Here is a 21,926-nt window from a genome sequence, read left to right as displayed (position 1 = left end):
ACAGTATCCACCTACCTGTCAGATCTATACCCTTCTACCACAATGCAAGCCTTTACGCCTACTTTCTCTGATTTTCAAAACTACCTTCGTTGGCCGGACTATCAGCAGCCGTTGACAGACTCGTCTAAGAAGCCGTTGCTGGTCCAAGTACGCACATTTCTGAGCGAGTATCCGCTGCTTCTAAGTTTTATGCTACTCTCGACAGGCATGGTCCTGTTAATGGAGCAGGTAACAGGAGAGAATATTTTTACGCCCCTGCTACAGCGCTACACGTCGTCCATAGGTATTTTAGTAGCCGCCGTTCCGGTTGCCGTTATTCTTGAAGAAGTTGTCTTCCGCGCTATTTTACGACTCACGCCAAATCGTCTTAGAAACACGGGCTCTTTTTTGATAGCAGGATTAGCGGGGTACTGTTACCAGCATATACCGGGCAGTAATCATCGGACGTCCACCTTATGGTTTGTGCTAACTTGGGGGGTAGCGGCTTATGCATTAGGCAACTGGCTGAAACGACCTGCTGTGTTTAATCGCATCCACGCCTTCTGGCAAGCTAATTTCCGCTGGATCTACTATGCCATTACGGGACTATACGCTTGCAGCAAAATTCATGACGGATTCAATGCACTGACCGGCTGGCAACTGCTCATCTTACCACTCATGCTGCTGATTGGCTTACTAAGCGGCTCCTACTACGGCTATATTCGGATGAAGTACGGGTTTTGGTACGCAGTGGCGGTTCATTCCCTGATGATAGTTACTCCACTGACGTTGGAAGTGCTTCGAACCCTGTAACTTTGAAAGGATAGATGGAAAGCACCTTGAAAACAAGCCCACTAAAATCAGGTTATTGGTCCGCGTTTGCTAACTGGTTCCAACAGACAGGGCAGCCGCTGATTGCCCGATGGTGGATATGGGTTGTCTTAATCATCAGTATAAGCTATCTGACTTATCAGTTCAATCAAACCAGCCTGGAGGATCAATTAATCGAGTACGTTACCAAAGCGGAGAAGCGCGACCTGGAACTGGCAAAGGAAGGGGGACGTCGGGCCAGTTCGTCGTATCGGACGGGTGCTTTCGCTGGTAGAATTGTACGATCTTTCGCGGATAACAGTGGTGTGTGGATGGCTTTCATTGTACTGCTATTTGCCGTGATAAGAATTCAGTACGAGTATATCTTTCGCAAACTATTCGAATCGGATAACCTGGGCAGAGTCATCTACGTGTTTTTTATGGTCAGTGTCTGGCTAATACTCGGGGCTTCGTTGCCAGCCGTAATCGGTAAAGCGGGTACTCGTCAAAATTTTCACTGGACTTTTGTGAACGGATTCATGCTACTGACCATTGTGTACAGCCTGATTGCAGCCTGGACCAACGCACGCCGTCGTCAACTGGTACTCATTCAGCAGCGTACCCAGGCTGAACTCGATGCATTAAAAGCACAGGTCAATCCACATTTTCTGTTCAACTCGCTGAATAACATCTACGGGACGGCTATTCTGGAAGACAGCCCCCGCACGGCAGAAAGCATTCAGCAACTATCGGGAATTGTGCGCTATGTGATGGAAGAGTCGCGCTTGCAAACGACAAACATTCAACGCGAACTGCGCTTTATCGACGATTTTGTGGAGCTCCAGCGCATCCGTCTCCCAAATCAGGCCAACATTGATATCGCTACCCGCATTGACTGGGACGAGAAGCCCGCACAGATTGTCCCGTTGCTGCTGAATCCCTTGATTGAAAATGCTTTCAAATATGGGATTAGCATTCAACATCCGTGTTTTGTGCACATTCACTTACAAGTAAAAGACGGAATTCTCCAGCTTACAACCGAAAATAGTGTGCTTCCCCGAACTGGCCTGGAAAGAGGAACAGGAATTGGACTAGCTAATGTCCGGCAACGACTCGCACTGGCTTACCCCGACCGTCATTCCCTGCAAGTGGACGAAAACCAACGTGTATTTCGAGTCGCATTGACCATTAACCTTTACTAATCAGTCAGTTTCTAGTCCAATCTTAACCGTGAACCTGTCATGAATTTACCCACAACCTCCGAACAACCTCCATTTGTCATTAGCGAACAACCCCGCCCTGTTGGTTATCCAACGCTCAACCAGTCTTGGTGGCTGATTGGCGTCTTTTTCCTGATGCAACTTCCGGCTACGCTACCCGCGCTGGGCTTAAAATTTGCCGCTGATCGATTTGGGCTGCCTGTGCTGAACGTCATTGGTGAAACGTTGGCTTACGTGATCGCTATCGGACTTACTATTCTGTATGCCTTCCGGAAACGCGGAAGTCGTTCGTTATCCTGGCGGTCTGTTCCGGTGGCCGCTTACCCGGTAGCCGCGCTTGGTATGCTGGCACTTAGCACACTGGCTGAGCCGCTGGTCAGTGCAATACCGATGCCTGCCGAGCTAGAGAAAATCGTTGCGGAACTGTTTACAAAAAATATGATCATTGCCGCTGTGATAGCCGCGCCTATTCTGGAAGAAGTTTTGTTTCGGGGAATTATTCTGGACGGGTTTCTGAAAAATTACAGTCCTGCCAAAGCGATTATCTGGTCGGGTATCACCTTCGGGGGTATACACCTGATTCCGGCGCAGGCAGTCAATGCGATGTTCCTGGGCTTTGCACTAGGTTGGTTGTACTATCGTACCCGTTCGCTCGGCCTGTGCATGTTTCTTCACTTTGTGAATAACGGGGTAAGCTCGTTGACGTTCCTGGTCAGCGATACGATGGATATGAGCCAGAATGTTACGCAGAGCTGGGTCGGTAACGATACGCTGTATATAGGTTTGCTGATCGGTTGCGTTGGTGTATGTTTGGCTTGTTATGCGTACCTGAATCGGATTTTACCTAAATCGATACAGGCTTGATTTCTCTGATCCGACAATTCTTTCAGCGAGCAAGATCTATGGAATCGGCTTTGGTTTCCTCGACCTCCGCAAGAGACCGTAAAGCAACCCGTTGGGTACTTCATCGGGAGGTAAGGCTTTTTTTGATTCATTGTGTGCTTTGGGTCGTCGTAAGCCTCTTAGCAGGGTGGCTCGAATTCACCTACCTGCCCTTTGAAATGCTTAAGGAAACTAGTCCGCTGCTGGTAAAGTATCAAAATAACTGGATTGGGTATGCCCTACTGACCATAGTGACTGGTTTCATTTATGTGCTACTTATTCACGGTAGCTACTGGCTGTATAATGTTCTGGCAAGTAGACGTAAAGTATGGACGTTTGTAGTCTTTGGTCTGTACGCTTTTGTCGTTTATATATTTATTCTGGCGGTTGTTACCATCTTGATCTTCGTGCATCTGGGTATATCAATGAAAGACAAAGCGGCTTTGCAAGAGGCTTTAGGAGGTGTTTTTGTAACATGGGTTTATACGTTGCTATTCATCGCCGTACGGGCTTATCGCCAAAACCAGCGTCGGGAACGAGCGTTAATTCTTCAGAAAACGCAGGCTGAGTTGCAGACGCTCAAGGCGCAGGTTAATCCACACTTCATGTTCAACACGCTAAACAACTTGTATGGGAGTGCATTAGCGGGCGACACCGATCGTACAGCCGCCGGAATTGAGCAGCTGTCTTCTGTGATGCGCCATATGACCGAAGCTTCACAACACGATCTTATTCCGATTGAACAGGAAGTACGGTTTGTAGAAGACACGGTAGAACTCCATCGAATGCGTGTACCCAATACAGATACAATTCAAATCAGGACCCGGATCGATTGGGACGAAAAGCCCGCTCAGATCGCTCCTTTGTTGTTGAATCCACTCATCGAGAATGCGTTCAAGTACGGAATCAGTGTTCAATACCCTTGCTTTGTGCGTATTCAAATGCAGATTGAGAATGGAAACCTTGATGCTGTTATTGAAAATAGCCTTGTGCCCCGAACCGGGCTTGAAAAAGGGACTGGCTTGGGTCTGGCAAACGTTCGACAGCGGTTAGCGCTGGTTTATCCAAACCGTCACTCGCTGAAGATACGGGAAGAGAACGACCAATTCAGGGTACACTTACAGATTAAACTTTAACCGATAGCACTCATGAAACTCAAGGTTGGTCGATACAGTATAGGGCCAAACGTGCTGATGAACGTTGTCTTCATTGGCTTTTTGATTGGTCTGCATATCGGTGTTATAGCGGCAGCCCATTCGAATGGATAACATACTCCATGGTTATCCTTTCTGGCTGTATACAGTATCTTAATTCCGGCTTTGATACGACGTGTACTCAATGAGTTTAGGAAAGAAAATTCGTCTAATTAATTTATGCCTGCTACCCTCCGCTGTATCGCCATTGACGACGAGCCCATTGCACTCAATGTGATTAAATCGCACGCTAGTAAAGTTCCTTTCCTGGATCTGAAACGCACGTTTGTCAATGCTATCGAAGCGCTAACCTTCCTAAAAACAGAACCTATTGATTTGATTTTTCTGGATATCAACATGCCAGATCTTACGGGGCTTGACTTCGCGCAGGTGGTCGGTAATAAATCGTTGGTTGTGTTTACTACGGCTTACCCTGAATACGCGTTGCAGGGTTTTGAGCTAAGTGCGCTGGACTATCTACTGAAACCCATTGCCTTTGGGCGCTTCATGCAGGCGGCAAACAAAGCCTACGAGCGCTTATCCGACGATGCCAAAAAATCTCCTTACGTTTTTGTAAAAGACGGTTACGACTGGGTGCGCATCAACCTCGATGAACTGCAATACGTGGAGTCGGAAGGAAATTATCTAACCTTTCAGGAAATCGGCAAGAAAGCCGTTACGCGCATGACCATTGGTGAAGCCGCCGAGATGCTTCCGGGCGATCAGTTTATGCGCGTTCACAAGTCGTACATTGTTTCCCTCAACCGTATCGAGAAAATAGAACGGCACCAGCTTACCATCGGTAAAGTACAAGTGCCGTTGAGTGGGTCGTATCGCGATGAACTACTAGAACGTGTGAAGTAGCCTACCGATACCCTTTTTGCCAGTATTTCCACAGCCGGGCCGCGTCAGCAACGGACTGTTCCGCGTAACCGCACGAACCGCAAATCGCAACGTGTAATGTTGCGGTTTCGCTGGCTCGAATTTGCAAAACGCTGGTACGGGGTTCGGTAATCCGAACGAATGTGTTGGTACCTTCTGAGGTAGTAAGCGGGAGCGGTCCCATTATGTCAATAGAATTGCACCTAGGACATTGAGTCATCATGGTTTTGCATTGTCCAGATTGAAATGGAGCCCTCGGTTCTCGCGCCGGGCCATTGCCATTTTGATGACCAGGTAAGCGACTTCGATCATGTTGCGCAATTCGCAGATGGGTGCAGATACTTTCGACTGGCGGTAAAGCTCTTCATGTTCGAGGTAGATCAACTCAAGCCGGTCCATCGCCCGCTTCAAGCGTCGATTCGTTCGTACGATACCGACGTAGTTGGACATAATCGACTCCAGTTCTTTTTTCATCTCTGTAACCAGAACCAGTTCTTCGGGGTGGGTCGTACCGGCGTCATTCCAGAGTGGGAGGTTTTCGGGTATAACGGCCTGATCGAATAACTCGACGGTTTTCTGGTAAGCCCGATGCCCAAACACAACGGCTTCGAGTAGGGAGTTGGACGCTAACCGATTGGCTCCGTGAAGACCTGTGCAGGAACATTCCCCGACGGCGTACAGGAACTGAATATTGGTCTGGCCCCACTCATTAACCCGAATTCCCCCGCATAGGTAGTGTTGCGCCGGAACGACGGGGATAAAATCTTTTCGTAAATCAAGACCGAGATGATCGTAGCAGTATGCCGTAATAGTCGGAAAATGCTCGACAAATTTTTCGTAATCGCAATGCGTCACGTCCAGATACACGTGCGGATTACCCGCTTTTTTCATTTCGGAGTCGATGGCGCGCGCCACGATATCGCGCGGGGCCAGCGATAAGCGCGAATCGTAATTCTCCATGAACGTTTCGCCCTTCTTGTTTCGCAGGATACCGCCAAATCCTCGTACGGCTTCGGAGATCAAAAAGTTGGGTTTCTTGCCGGGTTCGTAAAGCGCTGTCGGGTGAAACTGGATGAATTCCATGTCCTTGCATACCGCTTTTGCCCGATAAGCCATCGCAATACCATCGCCAGTAGCGATGTTGGGGTTGGTGGTATTCTGGTAGATATTGCCAATGCCACCCGTTGCCAGCAAGGTTGTTTTTGCGAGAAACTGTTCAACCTGACCCGTCTGTGTATTCAGCACATACGCGCCAAAACACTTGTTATCCGTATCGTATCGATGAACCGTCTCGCCAAGCTGGTGCCGCGTAATTAGTTCAACGGCGTAGTAGTGCGTGAAGATCTCAATAGACTTCAAGGAATGAGCCTTTTCAAGCAAAGCCCGCTCAATTTCTGCCCCGGTAATATCCTTGAAGTGCAAAATTCGGTAATCGGAATGCCCCCCTTCTTTGGCCAGATTGTAATCATCGCTGCCGTGTTCTTTGTCAAACCGGGTTCCGTAATCGATCAGCTCGCGAATACGATTGGGCGCTTCCCGGATAACAATCTCAACAACATGAGGGTCGCTCAGAAAATCGCCAGCCACCATCGTATCGTCGATGTGCTTCTCAAATGAGTCGGCCTCTGACCAGACGGCGGCAATGCCTCCCTGGGCGTACTTCGTATTGGTTTCGTCGGCCTGAACTTTAGTGATAACACCGATGCGGACGGGCGGTGCGTTCGATTCACGTTCCAGGTTCTCGAAGTGCATCGCCAGCTTGGTGGCGTAACTCAGGCCCGCGATACCAGAGCCGATGACAAGAAAATCGAATTGATGGGGCATTACTAAGTCAATTGAACAAGCCCGGTGCGCACCGGGCTACCACTCAAAAGATGATAAAGCTATTTTCTGAATCGTTACTACTTACTCAATTCCAGCATTCGAGCCACTGACTCGTACGCTTTGACGCGCACGTCTTCCGGAACAATAATCTCCGGCTGTTCGTACAGCATGGCATTGTACACTTTTTCCAGCGTGTTCATCTTCATATACGGACACTCGGAACAGGCGCACGTATTGTTTTGACTGGCGGGTGCCGGAATAATTTTCTTGTGGGGAACCGCCTGCTTCATCTTGTGAAGAATACCGGCCTCGGTTCCTACGATAAACGTCTGCTCCGGACTATCAACCACATACTTCAGCAGCGCCGTTGTCGAACCCACGTAGTCGGCCTGGCTCAAAATGTGTTCCTGGCATTCGGGGTGAGCGATAAACTTAGCGGTAGGGTACTGCTGGCGAAGTTTGGTTAGTTTCTCCTGCGAAATATCGATGTGCACAATGCAGGCACCGTCCCAAAGCACCATATCCCGGCCTGTTTTGCGGGCGACAAAGCGGCCAAGGTTCGCGTCGGGGGCGAAGATGATTTTCTGATCTTTAGGCAGGCTCTCGACAATTTGCAACGCGTTTGACGAAGTGACGATGATGTCCGACAGCGCTTTTATTTCAGCGGAGCAGTTGATGTAGGACAACACAATATGATCGGGGTACTGCGCTTTGAAAGCCGCGAACTTATCCGCCGGGGCTGAATCGGCAAGCGAACAGCCGGCATTGAGGTCGGGTATAACCACCTTTTTTTCGGGGGACAGCACTTTCGCTGTTTCACCCATAAAATGCACACCGCAGAATACAATCATATCGGCGGGGGTGGCGGCAGCTTGCTGGCTCAGGCCAAGACTATCGCCAATGTAATCGGCAATATCCTGAATGGAGCCATCAACGTAATAATGCGCCAGGATAACGGCGTTTTTTTCTGCTTTCAGCCGCTTAATCTCGGCTACCAAATCGATATCGTCGGCAACGGGTTCGTTTACGTAACCAACTCGCTGAACTTCTTCCAAAAGCGCTTCCATTTACTAGTAATAGGTAGTTTATGATAAAACACTAAAAAACGGTAAAATGTCACAATCACCGTTTAGGCAGCAGTGAGTTTTGCGGGCACCTGCCGGGTGAGTCCATGTCGGACATTCCATGCTGGGCGAGTCCACGCCGGGCGAATTTGGGGAAATCGTTTGGGCTTTCAAACAACAGACCCTATTTGGTTCGTTTTGGCCTAAAGTATAAGTGTCCATGACCGACGATATTCTTAAGCTTCGCGTTGTTCGCATCCAGGCAGAAACTTCTGACACTAAAAGTATTTACCTGGAATCTGTTGATGGCCGATCTGTTCCACATCGTGCCGGACAATTTCTAACATTGATTCTGCAACACGGCGAGAGCGGACCGAATTCGCATGAAATAAGAAGATCTTACTCGCTTAGTTCAACTGCCGACGAGCCGTTGCGATTGACGATCAAGCGCGTTCAGAACGGCGAAATTTCGCGAATGCTGCTTGATACCCTGCGTGTCGGAGACATACTAACGAGTTTACCACCCGCCGGACGATTTACACTGGATGAGAACTTGCCGGGGGATGTTGTGCTATTGGGGGCTGGGAGCGGTATTACACCACTGTTTGCACTGGTCAAGCAAGTTTTACGTACTGAACCGCATCGACGCGTGACGTTGCTGTACAGCAGTACCCATGAACGAAGTATTATTTTTCGGGACGAACTAGCCGATCTTCAGCGTCAATTTCCCGATCGTTTTCGGCTGTTGTATTTACTGAGCAATCCGTCCGAGGATTGGAACGGTCTGCGCGGCCGGCTCAATAATGTTATGCTCGAACGCTTGTTGCCAACATTAATCGGTAAATCGAATCGAGAAACAAGCCATTTCTTCGTGTGTGGACCGGGCGATTACATGCGCATGGTGCAGTTTACACTCGTATTCAGTGGGTTTCACGCTGACCAGATTCGACGGGAGAATTTCGTTGTAGAACCTGTCGTGCTGACCCCACTACCCATCATCGCCCAGGATCGGACGGTGTTACTTCGGTTTCGGGGACGGGAAATCGAAATTCAGGTTCCTGCTTACAAATCCATTTTGCAGGCTGCGCTGGATGAAGGTATTGCTTTGCCCTACAGCTGCCGGGGAGGACGGTGCTCTACCTGCGTGGCTCGCTGTCAGTCGGGGAGCGTACACATGACGATCAACGACGTGCTTACTGAACGCGACCTGCGCGAAGGCTGGGTACTGACCTGCACTGGCTATCCCGAAAGCGATGACGTTGTGATTGAGGTATAAGAGATAGTGCCCCGCCTGATCAACGATTGCCCAATTCGGCGGGGCACCAGCCATATCATGAATTTACTTTTGTTCTCAAGAAGGCTAATAAAACCTCTAAACCTTTCTGGTAGTGTAAGTTATTGGGAATAACAATGTCTGCCTGGTCCTTATGTGGTTTTACAAACTCGCGGTAAGCCGGACGTACATGATGTTTCCACTGGTAATTGATCAATTCCTCCGTAAGACCTCGCTCGGCCTGGTCACGGCTAAGCCGCCGGTCGAGCTTGATGCTATTTTTTGCAGTAATATACACTTTCAGATCGAGCTGAGTAGCTACGTCGGGAAAGTGAAAAACAAACAATCCTTCAACAATAATAATCGGTGTAGGGCGGTAGATCAGCATCCGGGGAATCACGTTCGGGTTGTTAAACGTATATTCCTTTGCTTCAATCGTTTGCCCCGCGTGCAGCAGACTTAAATGTTCTGCAAACAGTTCGTGATTGATCGTTACGGGCAGATCGAAATTATAAACGCCGTTCTGATCAACCGGAATAAAATCGAGCGTTCGATAATAGTTATCCTGTGAAATCAGGCAAATCTGGTCTTCGGTAAACGCATTAAGAATATCCTTTAGAACGGATGTTTTTCCTGAAGCACTGCCGCCGGTAATACCGACGATAAACGGTTTGGTTGCCATAATAGAACAAAGATACAGAGAACACAAACCAGTTTGTTGCTTCTTTTGTCCTATAGCGTGAAGAAACGAATGAACAAGCCACCGATGATAGCGCCAACCAGCGGCCCGACGATGGGTACCCAGGCGTAAGCCCAATCGGAAGTGCCTTTACTGGGGATTGGTAATACGGCATGCGCGAGTCGTGGGCCCAGATCACGAGCAGGGTTGATGGCGTACCCCGTGGTACCACCCAACGAAAGCCCAATGCTCCAAACCAGGATACCAACAAGATACGGTCCAACACCAATGGCGAGTTCCCCCAGGTTTTTAGACGATATTCCGGCCAGACCCAAGATAAGAACAAGCGTAGCTAACATCTCGCTTAAAAAATTGGCACCTAGTTTCCGAATGGCAGGTCCTGTACCAAAACAAGCGAGTTTGTCTGCTGGATCAGGGGTAGCCGCCCAGTGGGGAGAATAATGCAGCCAGACCAGCGTTGCCCCGATAAAACTACCGATCAACTGTGCGGTTATGTAAGGAACAACGTGACTGTAGTCGTTGGTGGCAACCGCAAAGGCTACGGTGACTGCCGGATTCAGGTGTGCATCAACGCTTCCAAACGCTTTCGCTACAAAAACGCCCATGGTTACCGCGAAGGCCCACCCAGCTGTGATAACAATCCAACCGGCAGATTCACCCTTGGTTTGTTTGAGAACAACGTTAGCAACAACACCGTTGCCTAAGAAAAGTAGCACGGCTGTGCCGATTAATTCGCCGATAAAGGGAGAAGTCTGCATTGAACAATACGAGCTATCAGCCGGTACTATAATCGTTGGGATAAAAGCACTGCTGTTACCAATGAGTGTTTACCGGCTGACGCTTGATCTCAAGGTTTAGGAATAGTTTGTGCGAATTAAATCATATTTTCAACACATTTACAACGACAACGCATCAACGCTTATGAAAAGCATCATTTTTGAGCAGACTGGTAAGCCCGGCCAAATCCTGAAAGCAACTGAAGTAGCACTGCCCGAGCCGGGTCCAAATGAAGTGCGCGTGAAGGTAATTGCCGCACCGATCAACCCGTCGGACATCATGTTTGTCCAGAATCTGTACGGTATTCGGCCACAGCTACCGTCGGGAGCTGGTTTCGAAGGCGTTGGTGTTGTCGATGCCGTCGGCGAGGGCGTTCAGATACCGACCGGCACCCGAGTGAGCTTTAGCGGTGTTGGCTCATGGTCGGAGTACGCGCTGGCGCACGAAAAAGCGCTGGTGCCCATTCCCGATGAGATTTCAGACGACCTAGGGGCGCAACTGTTTGTCAATCCGTTTACGGCTTACGCAATGGTGCAGGATTCGGGTGTGCCGGAAGGTGGCTGGCTACTGGTTACCGCTGTTGGATCTGCTTTCGGGAAATTGGTTATTCAGTTGTGCCAGATGCGGGGGATCAACACCATTGGTACCGTTCGACGCGATGATCTTAATGAAGAATTGAAAGCATTGGGGTTAACCGAAGTTATCAATGTAGAAACCGAAAATTTAGCCGCTCGTGTTAAGCAAATTACCGATGGCGTTGGTGTCGCCTGCGTGTTGGATGCTGTGGGTGGACATACTGCTACCGAAGCCTTAACCTGTCTGGCTAAAGGAGGGACCATAATCATCTATGGATTGATGAGTATGCAGGACCCAACTATTAACGCCGGGCTACTGATTTTTAGAGAATTAACGATTAAAGGATTCTGGCTTACGGACTGGATGCGCCGTGTTGACAGCCAGACCCGGCAGGATGTTGCTCAGAATGTAGTGCGGTTGTTGGCATCGGGAAAAATTCAGTTACCCGTTGAAGCGTCTTACCCGCTTGATCAGATTACCGAAGCGACCGAACATGCCGAGCGACCAGGACGGCGGGGTAAAATTCTTATCAAACCTTGACTAGCTTACCAAAAAATGGGTAGTTTAGCCTGTAGGTTTAGCGTACACTGCCTAAGTTTATCGTTTGTATAAAACAGGCTTCACTATCTTTGAAACAATATCCGAGGAAAGCGGCTCGTTTGTGTCAAAACAACAGCTGGTCAAACTCACTCACTTACCCGACTCGTTCGTATGCTCTTGCTTCAGGTTCCGGCCGTTGACACCACGGCCGCGTCGTTGTCAGCCACGGCGGCCCCCCAACCACAAAGTTTACAGTTATTTGATCTGGTTGCCAAGGGCGGCTGGGTTATGATACCCATTGCGCTGCTGTTCTTTTCGGCGCTTTACCTGATTTTTGAACGCTATTTTGTGATTCGCTCCCAAACGAAAAGCGACCCGAACTTTGTCGATAATATTCGGGATATGGTGGCGCAGGGAAATATAAAATCGGCGGAGTCGTTTGCCAAGAATCAGCGTACCGCCATGGGACGCGTTTTCGAAAAAGCAATCGGTCGGATTGGTTCGCCAATCAAGGAAATCGAAAGCACGATTGAAACCGTTGGCCAGATCGAATTGTCGCGTCTAGAGCGAAACATGGGCTACCTGGGTATTATTGCCGGTATCGCTCCGATGCTCGGATTTATCGGGACCATCTCCGGGATTATTCGTATCTTCTACGATATTTCTTTATCGGACAACATCAGCGTTGGTATCATTGCGGGTGGTCTGTACGAGAAAATGATCACCTCCGGTGCTGGTCTGATTGTTGGGGTTATTTCGTACACGGGGTATCACCTGCTGAACATGATGATTGAGCGGTTCACGCTTCAACTGGAGATGAATGCATTTGAGTTTATCGAAGTTCTCCAGAAACCGACGGCTGAACCCGCTCGGATGCGATAGGATTCCGGGGTCCGGGCGTAGCATGAGCCGAATCAACTGGTACTTTTCGGGCTAACAGCCGTTATCTGGTGCCTTACTTACTATGAAACTTCGAAGAAAAAATAAATTTGCTGCCGAGGTCGCGACATCGTCGCTGAACGACATCATGTTTTTCCTGCTGTTGTTTTTCCTCATCATTTCGACGGTAGCAAATCCGAATGTTATCAAGCTGATGCTGCCCAAAGCGTCATCGTCGCAGCAGTTGAGCAAAAAACAGGTGACGTTGTCGGTCGATGATAAAAAGCAGTATTTCATCGATAAAAAGCCCGTTGATGCCGCTAGTCTGGAAACGGAGCTAAAAACAATCATGGCTGGCATTGCCGAGCCAACGGTTGTCGTACGGTTTGACAAATCGCTGACGGTCCAGGATCTGGTCGATGTGTTACAAACGGGTGCCAAGCTGAACATCAAAATGGTGATGGCAACGTCGAAATAAGACAATTTTGAAAGAGTGGTAAGCCGTTGCAGCACTGCAACGGCTTTTTTTATTCTCTTCAATCAATTGACTCGACTTCGCAGTTTATAGGACACCGGACCTAACCGTTGTCTATATCTATGATCGCTGATTACACCGAAGCCGCCGTCTGTCACGTTGATGACCTTGCTGATGGTCAACTGAAAGAAGTTCAAGTGGGTGATACGGATGTGCTGCTAGCCCGCGCTGATGGCCAGTTTTACGCGCTTCATCCGAAATGCACGCACTATCAGGGCCCACTAGCAAAGGGACTACTCAACGGACACCGGCTCGTTTGTCCTTGGCATAATGCCTGCTTCGATGTTAGAGACGGGCATCGGTTAGAAGCACCAGCCCTCAACGGATTACCCACGCACGAGGTGCGAATCGAAAACGATCAGGTGTTTGTCCGCCTGACAACGAATAAGGAAAGTCTCGAAAATCCAATGGTTACGCCTGATCCCACGAATGGGGAAACCTATGTTATCGTGGGTGGAGGAGGAGCCGCGACCTTTGCTGCAGAAGGTTTGCGGGAAGGCGGATTTACGGGCAAAATTACGGTGCTTACCGAAAGCCAGGAAAGACCGTATGACCGGCCCAACTGTTCGAAAGACTATTTGCAAGGGGAAGCGCCTGACGAGTGGATGCCACTTCGTACGGAAGAGTTCTATCAGGATTATGGCATCGACATCCGGACAAACCAGCGTGTTGCTTCGCTTGATCCTACTACAAAGCAAATCGAATTGGCTTCCGGCGAAACGCTGACCTACGATAAGGCTCTGGTCTGCACAGGTGGCCAGCCTAATTTGCTGCCGGATGTAGACGTCAATATGCAAGGCGTTTATACCCTCCGTACACTGCACGATAGCCAGCGTCTTCGCGAACTGGGACAGTCAGGAAAGCGCGTCGTTGTTGTGGGTAGCTCGTTTATTGGATTGGAAGGAGCCATGAGTATGCACAAGCTAGGTTGCGAAGTAGACGTGGTTAGCCCGGAGCCTGTACCGTTTAGCAAAACACTAGGCGAGAAAATCGGCCGGCTGATGCAAGGCTGGCACGAAAAAGAAGGTATTCGCTTTCATTTGGGCTGTAAAGTAGCACAGGTAGAAGGCAACGATGCGGTCAAGGCAGTACTGCTGGATAATGGGCAGCGGCTTCCGGCTGATCTTGTCCTGTTGGGTTTAGGTGTACATCCAAAGACGGATTTCTTGAAAAGTATTCCACTCGAAAAAGACGGCGGGGTCAAAACGGACGCTTACCTCAAGCTGGCAGATGATCTTTATGCGGCTGGCGACATCGCTCACTATCCGACTCCAGACGGTAGCGAACGAATTGAACACTGGAAAGTTGCGGGCGTACAAGGCTATGTTGCTGGCTTGAACATGGCTGGTCGGGAGCAGCCTTACCACGAAGTTCCTTTTTTCTGGACCAATCAACTCGGCAAACGAATTAATTACGTTGGCCACGCCGATCATTTTGACGATATCATCTACGACGGTGATCCGCAAACTGATGAATCGTTTCTCGCCTTCTACGTACAGGAAAATCAAATTAAGGCAGCGGCTGGATTAAAGCGCGATCAGGATATTATTGCCATCCGAGAACTGATGCAGGCTGGTCGTATGCCATCGGTCGATGAGGTCCGGCAGGGTGTCAATTGGTTAGATCGGTTGAAAGAAGTCTAAACGAGCCTGATCGTGTAATTAACGCATAGTTAATTGCTTGCGCATAACTTGTCCATCAAACAGTTTACCTTTGTGGCCTAACCGTGTTGTTTATTCGGTTTGGTTATGACGCATCAACTTGTACTCAAAAAACCGCTCGCTTTCTTTGACCTCGAAACGACTGGCGTAAACGTAGCGAAAGACCGTATTATTGACATTTGCATCATTAAGGCGTTACCAAATGGTGAAGTAGCTACTAAAACCCAGCGCGTTAACCCCGGGATGCCTATCCCGTTGGAATCGAGCTTGATTCACGGCATTTATGACGATGATGTAAAGGATGCTCCTCCCTTTAAATCCGTCGCTCGCACATTAGCGCAGTTTATGGACGGTTGCGATCTGGCAGGATTCAACAGCAACCGGTTCGATGTTCCCGTACTGGTCGAGGAGTTCTTACGCGCTAATGTCGAATTTGACATGAAAAACCGTCGAATGGTCGATGCGCAACGTATTTTCCATCTCATGGAACCACGTAATCTGTCGGCGGCTTACAAATTCTACTGCAACAAAGAGTTAGTTGGTGCGCACGGGGCCGAAGCCGACACGATTGCGTCGCTGGAAGTGCTTAATGCGCAGGTGCAGCGTTACATGGGCATGGTCGCCAAAGCAGATAGCGGACAGGACGTTGTTTTTGACAACGATGTGGATATGCTTCACAGCCTGACCGCCAACAAAAATGTCGATTTAGCTGGCCGGATTGTTATCAACGAAAAAGGCGAAGAGGTTTTCAATTTTGGCAAACACAAAGGACTGCCTGTGCTGGAAGTATTGAAGAAAGAGCCTTCGTTCTACGATTGGATGTTGAAGGGCGAATTTCCACTCGATACCAAGCGGAGGCTAACGGAAATTCGGTTGAGAATGTTCAGCAACGGCCATGCGAAAAAGTAAATAAGTAGAATTCAAGGCCGAATGTGGTAAAAATAATGCTCCAATTTGGACTATAGCCTTATTAATTGCCCAAATTCACGGTCTACCCTGGCTGCCCGAATTTGAGCAAGCCCGAATAATCTTTACATTTGCCATACTTTCTATTAACCGGCAAGCCATGCAACCCACGCAGGACGTCCTCATTCCGGAAGTCATTCAGCAAATACCGCTCACGTATTACCTGATTCTCAGCACCGCGCTGTTCGTCATCGGCATCATTGGTGTACTGACCCGGCGCAACGCTATCATCATCTTTATGTCGATTGAGTTGATGCTCAACGCCGTCAACTTATTACTCATCGCATTCTCTTCCTATCGTTCTGACTCGTCGGGGCAGGTTTTCGTCTTTTTTATTATGGCTGTAGCGGCTGCCGAAGTATCGGTCGGTCTGGCTATAATTGTTATGATTTATCGAAATACCCGATCCATTGACGTTGGATTGCTTAATAAGTTGAAATGGTAAAACAGTCAGCGGTGCTTATTCGGTAGAAAAACTGACTTATTCGTCACAATACTGATTACTGACCAACGACTATCGACTTACAACTAATGAAAATAGAATTACTCAGTGCATTAATTCCGCTTTTTCCGTTGATTGGTTTTCTTATCAACGGTATTGGCTTTCGGCGGGTACCCAAGAGCTTAGCCGGAGTCATCGCTACAGTTGCTGTACTAGCTTCTTTTCTGACATCGGCTTATTTGTTTGGCGCATTTATCGGCAACGCCGGACGTGTAGACAATGCCGGGCCGCTTGTCGCAACCCTGTTTGACTGGATCAGCGTCGGGGATCTTCACATTAACTTTTCCTTTCAGATTGACCAGTTATCGTTGTTGATGCTGCTGGTCGTGACTGGCGTTGGAACGCTCATCCATTTGTATAGCATTGGCTACATGAGCCACGATGAAGGATTCGGCAAATTCATGGCGTTTCTGAATCTGTTCGTGTTCTTCATGCTTTTGCTGGTGATGGGGTCGAACTACGTCATCATGTTTATTGGCTGGGAAGGCGTTGGACTTTGTTCTTATCTGCTGATCGGCTTCTGGAACAAAAACACGAGCTACAACAATGCCGCTCGCAAAGCCTTTGTCATGAACCGAATTGGTGACTTGGGCTTTCTGCTCGGTATCTTCATGCTCATCAACACATTCGGTACGGTTGAGTATGTCGATGTGTTTAAGCAAGCGACGAGCTTACCGATGGGTGATAGCACCATCCTGTTGATTACCATTCTGCTGTTTGTCGGTGCGATGGGTAAATCGGCTCAGATTCCGCTCTATACCTGGCTTCCGGACGCTATGGCGGGACCAACGCCCGTATCGGCCCTGATCCACGCAGCGACGATGGTAACGGCGGGAATTTACATGGTCGTTCGTTCAAACGTTCTTTACACGCTGGCTCCGCTGACGCTGGAAATCGTTGGTTACATCGCTATTGCTACTGCTTTACTGGCGGCTTCCATTGGCCTTCTGCAAAACGACATCAAGAAAGTACTGGCTTACTCGACGGTTTCGCAGTTGGGTTATATGTTTCTAGGTTTGAGCGCAACGGCTTATACGGCGGGCATGTTCCACGTAATTACCCACGCCTTCTTTAAAGCCTTGTTGTTTTTGGGAGCGGGTAGCGTTATTCACGCTATGTCCGACGAACAGGACATTCGGAAAATGGGCGGCCTGCGCAAAGCCTTGCCTGTTACGTTTATTACGTTTCTGATCGGAACAATCGCCATTTCCGGTTTGCCGCCGTTTGCTGGCTTCTTCTCGAAAGACGAAATCCTGGCGCACGTTTTCGAACATAACAAACTATTGTGGGCTCTTGGTGTACTAGGCTCCGGTCTGACCTCCTTTTATATGTTCCGCTTGTTGTTCCTGACGTTCTTTGGTGAGTTCCGGGGAACAGAAGAACAGCGGCATCACTTGCACGAGTCACCCGCTACGATGACCGCTCCGCTGGTTGTTCTGGCTATTTTATCGGCCATTGGCGGTGGTTTGAACCTGCCGGGTTCGGGCTGGCTTGGTGATTTCATGGCTCCGCTGTTTGAAGGGTCGCGTCAGGTAAATCCAGAAGCATTTGCCGAATCGACAATCGAGCATAGTACCGAATATATCCTGATGGCGGTTTCGGCAGGTGTTGCTTTACTCGCTTTGGTGATCGCATACGTCACCTACATCAGCCGTGGGGCGGTTCCTGCTCCTGATAGTGCAGAACGCTCATTGCCCGAACAGGTTGTGTACAATAAATACTACGTAGACGAACTGTACGAAACGATTATTGTACGGCCCATTCGTGGTCTGGGAGATGCCCTATACAGCTTCGGTGAAGGACTTATTGACGGTATTGTCAATGGGGTTGCCTGGCTGGTTCGTCAAAGTTCAGCCCAACTTCGGCTTCTCCAGAATGGCTCCATCAGTTTCTACGTGTTCGCCATGGTGTTAAGCATTGCCGCCATTTTTGCGCTGCGGTTTTTCATTCGGTTTTAGTTAGCTACAACGAATTACGAGTACTCGTAATCGCCCATCGACACTCATTATATGCTTACACTATTCCTGATTCTTTTCCCGGTCGTCGCTGCTACGTTGATTTTGTTGCTTCAGGGAGAGCGGGTAAAACAAGTAGCGTTGGTTGCTGCATTGATTGAATTAGCAGTAGCAGGCTTTGCTTTCTCAAGGTTCCAGCCGGATTATACCTCACAGTTTGGTTTCGATTACCCCTGGATTGGTTCGTTAGGTATTCGGTTTAGCGCCGGTATCGATGGAATCAGTGTCCTGCTGGTGTTATTGACTGGCTTGATCGTACCATTTATTGTACTTTCTACGTTTGACCGGAGCTATGAGCGGCCTAATTTATTTTACGCTCTGATGCTTTATATGCAGGCTGCTTTGGTGGGTGTGTTTACCGCCCGCGACGGCTTCCTGTTCTACCTGTTTTTTGAAGCAGCCCTAATTCCGATCTATTTTCTGGCCGCGATGTGGGGCGGAGAAAACCGTATTCCTGTTACCTTCAAATTCTTTGTCTACACGATTTTTGGTAGCTTATTCATGCTGCTTGCGCTGGTGTACCTGTATTACCAAACACCCGCAACGGCTACCGCTCCTCACTCTTCGGCTATCGTAGACTTTTACAAGCTTAAGCTGACCCCCGAAGCGCAAAACTGGGTATTCTGGGCGTTCTTTATTGCGTTCGCCATTAAGATGCCCATTTTCCCCTTTCATACGTGGCAGCCTGATACGTATGTCGAGTCGCCGACTCCAGCAACAATGCTGCTAGCCGGTATTATGCTCAAGATGGGTGTGTATGGCCTGATCCGGTTTATCCTTCCTGTGGTACCACTTGGTGTCGAAACCTGGGGGAAAACGGCAATTATCCTGTCGGTAATCGGCATTCTTTACGGATCGATCATTGCCATTCGTCAGCGAGATATGAAACGACTGATTGCTTATTCGTCGTTCTCACACGTGGGACTGATGGCGGCTGGTGTTTTTTCGCAGACTGAAACCGGTATGCAGGGGGCTCTGGTGCAAATGTTGGCGCACGGCATCAACGTTGTCGGTATGTTCTTCGTGGCTGACGTGATCTTCTTACGGACCAATACCCGTCAGCTCGATCAATTGGGAGGTATTACCCGCACAACGCCGAAGCTGACCGTTTTCTTCATGGTTATGCTGCTTGGCTCCGTTGCCCTACCGCTTACCAATGGCTTTGTGGGCGAATTCCTGTTGCTGCACGGTGTCTTCACGTATAACCACTACCTGGGTCTGGCCGCAGGGTTTACCATTATTTTTGGTGCGGTATATATGCTCCGGATGTTCCAGAAAAGCATGTTTGGTCCAACCTCTTCCCGCACCGAATCATTTGCCGACTTGACTAGCTCCGAAAGCTGGGTGTTTATCCCCCTTGTCGTCATGGTATTCTGGATTGGCATTTATCCTCATACGTTTTTAAAAGTAACTGAACCGGCTGTCGCTAATCTGATGAAGTACATCGGTACAACGGCGGTTTCCTTGAAATAAACACAGAAAAGCTTTCGGTTAATCAGGTAATGCCTCACAGTACGCACTGGTCAACTGAAAACGGAAAATCAGACAAATATGCTTCCCATCGTTCTGTTATCGGTTTTTGGCATTGTACTTCTGTTCCTTGGCTTTCTTAAGTCAAAGACGGTGCTATTACCTGCAACGCTGCTCTTCCTGTCGCTGGCGTTAGTCGTTAACTTCCTTGATTGGAACAAGACATACCTGTACTTTAACGACATGCTACGGACCAACAACCTGACTATGGTCTTAACGGCCATTATACTCGGGTCAGCCTTTATGGTGGTAGCTCTGTCAAGCAAATTTATGGATGATGAGTCAGCGCAACCGGCTGAATATTACAGTATTATATTGTTTTCGCTGGTTGGTGCGATCATGATGGTTGATTTCGAAAACCTAATCATGCTGTTTGTCGGTGTCGAGATTTTATCCGTTGCCATGTACGTGCTTACCGGTAGTGACAAGCGCAACCTTCGTTCCAACGAAGCCGCGCTGAAGTACTTCCTGATGGGTGCATTTACGACGGGTATCCTGCTGTTTGGCATTGCGCTGTTATACGGAGCAACTGGTTCGTTTACCTTAGCAGGCATCCGAGGTTACGCGGCTAACGCGCAGATGGGTCTTTCTTTGCTGCTGTACGTGGGGCTGCTCATGCTCTTGATCGGCCTGTTGTTTAAAGTTTCGGCCGCACCGTTCCATTTCTGGACGCCCGATGTGTACGACGGCGCACCTACCATTTTCACTGCGTTTATGTCAACCGTTGTCAAGACGGCAGGTTTTGCCGCTCTTTTCCGGCTGTTGTCCGTGTCGTTTGTCGGTGTTTACTCTTTCTGGTGGACCATTTTAGCAATCATTACGGCTATAACGCTGGTTGCGGGCAACATAACAGCCGTCTACCAGAACAGCTTTAAGCGCATGATGTCGTATTCGAGCATCTCGCATGCGGGGTATCTGTTGCTGGGCTTAGCGGCTTTAGGCACACAAACTAAACAGGCTATCGTGTTTTACTCGCTGGCTTACTCAGTGGCTACTATTTCGGCGTTTGGCGTTCTACTGCTAGTTGCCCAACAGCGCAGCACGCAGACGTTTTCGGGTGAGGGTGTAACGAGCGAAAACTTTGACGCATTCAATGGCCTCGCTCGTCAAAATCCGCTCCTGGGCTTTGCAATGGCTGTTTCAATGCTGTCGCTGGCGGGTATTCCATTAACTGCCGGTTTTTGGGGGAAATTCTATATGTTCTCAACAGCCGTTGAAAGAGGACAAATCTGGTTATTGGTAGTAGCGGTGTTGATGTCTGCCGTTGGTATTTACTATTACTTCCGGGTTATCATTGCCATGTACTTCCGGGAGGGCGCGACTGAGCCGATCCGGGTAGCTCCATTTTACCAATACGTGCTACTCGCAGCCACTATTTTAACAATTGGGCTGGGAATTGCTCCAGGTTTGTTAGAAGGTCTTTTCTAACTAGTAACCAACTATTTAATCCCATAGCCTAAGTAAAAGCGTTCGCTTTGGACCACGTTTGGTGTCAAAGTCGTACTTTTAACGATAAATCACCAGACAAATCAACTGTCTTTTTCCTGGCCAGAACGTGAACGTGAGCAGTATAGAACAGCCGAAACCTACAGAATTCAAGAATATTTTTTCGTTCTTTCTGACGGCTTTGCTCGGAGCGTCCATCAACTTTATAAGCCAGATTTTTTACCGTAATTACTTCGACTACGCGACGAGTGTTCTCTGGGGCTATCTTACTGCTACCGTTCTAACGTTTATCCCCACAAAGCTTTTTGCTTTCTCGGCAGCTAAGACCGGAAACACAGGCCGCGAGATCGTTAAATTCTTATTTATTGCTTTGGTAGCGCTTGTCGTCCAGGTGTACGTGTCTAAATACACCTTGGAGTGGTTTGCCAATCCTTTGTTTCCGAAGGCCCCCCAGCTTTGGCGAGAGAAAGGCTCTCACGTTGTCGGCATGGGCATGAGCTTCATGGCAAATTATTTTGGTCATAAACTGCTTACGTTTCGTAGTACCGGCATGTATGATAAGATTCGGCTACGTTCACAGCGAGAGAAAGAGAAGGTTTAAGTCCGTTGCTTATTCACACAAGTCTTTGAAATGTATAATTGACAATTGGACTTTTCTTCGGTTTCTTCCCG

General features: G+C 48.7%; 21 protein-coding genes. 16 read left to right on the top strand and 5 right to left on the bottom strand.

Going from position 1 to position 21,926, the window contains the following annotated elements; translation table 11 throughout:
• Positions 1–42 precede the first annotated feature (42 nt).
• The 5 genes from M0L20_RS08495 (at position 43) to M0L20_RS08475 (ending at position 4,948) form a co-directional block, all read left to right on the top strand.
• On the top strand, positions 43–792 hold the full coding sequence (locus tag M0L20_RS08495) for a hypothetical protein (protein ID WP_248476480.1): 750 nt from the start codon (positions 43–45) through the stop codon (positions 790–792).
• A 14-nt stretch (positions 793–806) separates the two neighbouring features.
• Entirely contained in the window at positions 807–1,991 is a 1,185-nt protein-coding gene (locus M0L20_RS08490) for a sensor histidine kinase (protein WP_248476479.1), read from the top strand.
• Positions 1,992–2,030: 39 nt separating this feature from the next.
• Positions 2,031–2,873, top strand: coding sequence for a CPBP family intramembrane glutamic endopeptidase (locus M0L20_RS08485; RefSeq protein WP_248476478.1), 843 nt, complete (start codon positions 2,031–2,033; stop codon positions 2,871–2,873).
• A 197-nt stretch (positions 2,874–3,070) separates the two neighbouring features.
• The gene (locus M0L20_RS08480; RefSeq protein ID WP_248476477.1) at positions 3,071–4,027 is read left to right on the top strand and encodes a sensor histidine kinase; all 957 of its coding nucleotides are present in this window, start codon (positions 3,071–3,073) and stop codon (positions 4,025–4,027) included.
• 237 nt (positions 4,028–4,264) lie between these two features.
• Positions 4,265–4,948, top strand: a complete 684-nt coding sequence (locus M0L20_RS08475) for a LytR/AlgR family response regulator transcription factor (protein WP_232560372.1) — start codon at positions 4,265–4,267, stop codon at positions 4,946–4,948.
• 1 nt (position 4,949) lies between these two features.
• On the opposite strand, the gene M0L20_RS08470 is transcribed toward M0L20_RS08475, so the two are convergent.
• From M0L20_RS08470 to nadA, 3 genes are all read right to left on the bottom strand, one after another.
• Positions 4,950–5,150 (bottom strand): hypothetical protein, encoded by a 201-nt coding sequence (locus M0L20_RS08470; protein ID WP_248476476.1) that lies wholly within the window; start codon positions 5,148–5,150, stop codon positions 4,950–4,952.
• Positions 5,151–5,185: 35 nt separating this feature from the next.
• Complete coding sequence (gene nadB, locus M0L20_RS08465; RefSeq protein WP_248476475.1) at positions 5,186–6,790, bottom strand: L-aspartate oxidase; 1,605 nt, start codon at positions 6,788–6,790, stop codon at positions 5,186–5,188.
• A gap of 77 nt (positions 6,791–6,867) precedes the next feature.
• Positions 6,868–7,857 carry a quinolinate synthase NadA gene (nadA, locus tag M0L20_RS08460; RefSeq protein WP_232560369.1) on the bottom strand — a complete coding sequence of 330 codons (990 nt, stop codon included), beginning with the start codon at positions 7,855–7,857 and terminating at the stop codon, positions 6,868–6,870.
• Between the two features lie 217 nt (positions 7,858–8,074).
• Here nadA and M0L20_RS08455 point away from each other — a divergent pair, with 217 nt between their 5' ends.
• Complete coding sequence (locus M0L20_RS08455; protein WP_248476474.1) at positions 8,075–9,130, top strand: ferredoxin--NADP reductase; 1,056 nt, start codon at positions 8,075–8,077, stop codon at positions 9,128–9,130.
• A gap of 55 nt (positions 9,131–9,185) precedes the next feature.
• On the opposite strand, the gene M0L20_RS08450 is transcribed toward M0L20_RS08455, so the two are convergent.
• The gene (locus tag M0L20_RS08450) at positions 9,186–9,809 is read right to left on the bottom strand and encodes a uridine kinase family protein (RefSeq protein ID WP_232560367.1); all 624 of its coding nucleotides are present in this window, start codon (positions 9,807–9,809) and stop codon (positions 9,186–9,188) included.
• A gap of 50 nt (positions 9,810–9,859) precedes the next feature.
• On the bottom strand, positions 9,860–10,585 hold the full coding sequence (locus M0L20_RS08445) for an MIP/aquaporin family protein (RefSeq protein ID WP_248476473.1): 726 nt from the start codon (positions 10,583–10,585) through the stop codon (positions 9,860–9,862).
• 163 nt (positions 10,586–10,748) lie between these two features.
• Here M0L20_RS08445 and M0L20_RS08440 point away from each other — a divergent pair, with 163 nt between their 5' ends.
• The 10 genes from M0L20_RS08440 (at position 10,749) to M0L20_RS08395 (ending at position 21,855) form a co-directional block, all read left to right on the top strand.
• Entirely contained in the window at positions 10,749–11,720 is a 972-nt protein-coding gene (locus tag M0L20_RS08440; protein WP_248476471.1) for a zinc-dependent alcohol dehydrogenase family protein, read from the top strand.
• Between the two features lie 171 nt (positions 11,721–11,891).
• Entirely contained in the window at positions 11,892–12,602 is a 711-nt protein-coding gene (locus M0L20_RS08435) for a MotA/TolQ/ExbB proton channel family protein (protein ID WP_232560364.1), read from the top strand.
• Positions 12,603–12,684: 82 nt separating this feature from the next.
• Complete coding sequence (locus M0L20_RS08430; protein WP_232560363.1) at positions 12,685–13,077, top strand: ExbD/TolR family protein; 393 nt, start codon at positions 12,685–12,687, stop codon at positions 13,075–13,077.
• Between the two features lie 119 nt (positions 13,078–13,196).
• Entirely contained in the window at positions 13,197–14,777 is a 1,581-nt protein-coding gene (locus tag M0L20_RS08425) for an FAD-dependent oxidoreductase (protein ID WP_248476469.1), read from the top strand.
• A 105-nt stretch (positions 14,778–14,882) separates the two neighbouring features.
• Entirely contained in the window at positions 14,883–15,704 is an 822-nt protein-coding gene (locus M0L20_RS08420) for a 3'-5' exonuclease (RefSeq protein WP_232560361.1), read from the top strand.
• Between the two features lie 157 nt (positions 15,705–15,861).
• Positions 15,862–16,206 (top strand): NADH-quinone oxidoreductase subunit NuoK, encoded by a 345-nt coding sequence (gene nuoK, locus M0L20_RS08415; RefSeq protein ID WP_046577146.1) that lies wholly within the window; start codon positions 15,862–15,864, stop codon positions 16,204–16,206.
• 86 nt (positions 16,207–16,292) lie between these two features.
• Entirely contained in the window at positions 16,293–18,221 is a 1,929-nt protein-coding gene (nuoL, locus tag M0L20_RS08410) for an NADH-quinone oxidoreductase subunit L (protein WP_248476468.1), read from the top strand.
• Positions 18,222–18,272: 51 nt separating this feature from the next.
• Positions 18,273–19,751 carry a complex I subunit 4 family protein gene (locus tag M0L20_RS08405; RefSeq protein ID WP_248476467.1) on the top strand — a complete coding sequence of 493 codons (1,479 nt, stop codon included), beginning with the start codon at positions 18,273–18,275 and terminating at the stop codon, positions 19,749–19,751.
• 78 nt (positions 19,752–19,829) lie between these two features.
• Positions 19,830–21,236: an NADH-quinone oxidoreductase subunit N gene (locus M0L20_RS08400; protein WP_248476466.1), complete on the top strand. Its 1,407-nt coding sequence runs from the start codon at positions 19,830–19,832 to the stop codon at positions 21,234–21,236.
• A gap of 127 nt (positions 21,237–21,363) precedes the next feature.
• Positions 21,364–21,855: a GtrA family protein gene (locus M0L20_RS08395; RefSeq protein ID WP_435531818.1), complete on the top strand. Its 492-nt coding sequence runs from the start codon at positions 21,364–21,366 to the stop codon at positions 21,853–21,855.
• Positions 21,856–21,926: the final 71 nt, after the last annotated feature.

Origin of the sequence: Spirosoma liriopis (genome assembly GCF_023196085.1) — a bacterium.
GTDB lineage: Bacteria > Bacteroidota > Bacteroidia > Cytophagales > Spirosomataceae > Spirosoma > Spirosoma oryzicola.
This window is presented reverse-complemented; position numbering and strand designations above follow the sequence as displayed.

What these genes read in the sequence shown, in the direction of transcription:
- M0L20_RS08495 (WP_248476480.1), top strand. Translation starts at nt 43, where the DNA reads ATGCAAGCCTTTACGCCTACTTTCTCTGATTTTCAAAACTACCTTCGT.
- M0L20_RS08490 (WP_248476479.1), top strand. Translation starts at nt 807, where the DNA reads ATGGAAAGCACCTTGAAAACAAGCCCACTAAAATCAGGTTATTGGTCC.
- M0L20_RS08485 (WP_248476478.1), top strand. Translation starts at nt 2,031, where the DNA reads ATGAATTTACCCACAACCTCCGAACAACCTCCATTTGTCATTAGCGAA.
- M0L20_RS08480 (WP_248476477.1), top strand. Translation starts at nt 3,071, where the DNA reads ATGCTTAAGGAAACTAGTCCGCTGCTGGTAAAGTATCAAAATAACTGG.
- M0L20_RS08475 (WP_232560372.1), top strand. Translation starts at nt 4,265, where the DNA reads ATGCCTGCTACCCTCCGCTGTATCGCCATTGACGACGAGCCCATTGCA.
- M0L20_RS08470 (WP_248476476.1), bottom strand. Translation starts at nt 5,150, where the DNA reads ATGGGACCGCTCCCGCTTACTACCTCAGAAGGTACCAACACATTCGTT.
- nadB (WP_248476475.1), bottom strand. Translation starts at nt 6,790, where the DNA reads ATGCCCCATCAATTCGATTTTCTTGTCATCGGCTCTGGTATCGCGGGC.
- nadA (WP_232560369.1), bottom strand. Translation starts at nt 7,857, where the DNA reads ATGGAAGCGCTTTTGGAAGAAGTTCAGCGAGTTGGTTACGTAAACGAA.
- M0L20_RS08455 (WP_248476474.1), top strand. Translation starts at nt 8,075, where the DNA reads ATGACCGACGATATTCTTAAGCTTCGCGTTGTTCGCATCCAGGCAGAA.
- M0L20_RS08450 (WP_232560367.1), bottom strand. Translation starts at nt 9,809, where the DNA reads ATGGCAACCAAACCGTTTATCGTCGGTATTACCGGCGGCAGTGCTTCA.
- M0L20_RS08445 (WP_248476473.1), bottom strand. Translation starts at nt 10,585, where the DNA reads ATGCAGACTTCTCCCTTTATCGGCGAATTAATCGGCACAGCCGTGCTA.
- M0L20_RS08440 (WP_248476471.1), top strand. Translation starts at nt 10,749, where the DNA reads ATGAAAAGCATCATTTTTGAGCAGACTGGTAAGCCCGGCCAAATCCTG.
- M0L20_RS08435 (WP_232560364.1), top strand. Translation starts at nt 11,892, where the DNA reads ATGCTCTTGCTTCAGGTTCCGGCCGTTGACACCACGGCCGCGTCGTTG.
- M0L20_RS08430 (WP_232560363.1), top strand. Translation starts at nt 12,685, where the DNA reads ATGAAACTTCGAAGAAAAAATAAATTTGCTGCCGAGGTCGCGACATCG.
- M0L20_RS08425 (WP_248476469.1), top strand. Translation starts at nt 13,197, where the DNA reads ATGATCGCTGATTACACCGAAGCCGCCGTCTGTCACGTTGATGACCTT.
- M0L20_RS08420 (WP_232560361.1), top strand. Translation starts at nt 14,883, where the DNA reads ATGACGCATCAACTTGTACTCAAAAAACCGCTCGCTTTCTTTGACCTC.
- nuoK (WP_046577146.1), top strand. Translation starts at nt 15,862, where the DNA reads ATGCAACCCACGCAGGACGTCCTCATTCCGGAAGTCATTCAGCAAATA.
- nuoL (WP_248476468.1), top strand. Translation starts at nt 16,293, where the DNA reads ATGAAAATAGAATTACTCAGTGCATTAATTCCGCTTTTTCCGTTGATT.
- M0L20_RS08405 (WP_248476467.1), top strand. Translation starts at nt 18,273, where the DNA reads ATGCTTACACTATTCCTGATTCTTTTCCCGGTCGTCGCTGCTACGTTG.
- M0L20_RS08400 (WP_248476466.1), top strand. Translation starts at nt 19,830, where the DNA reads ATGCTTCCCATCGTTCTGTTATCGGTTTTTGGCATTGTACTTCTGTTC.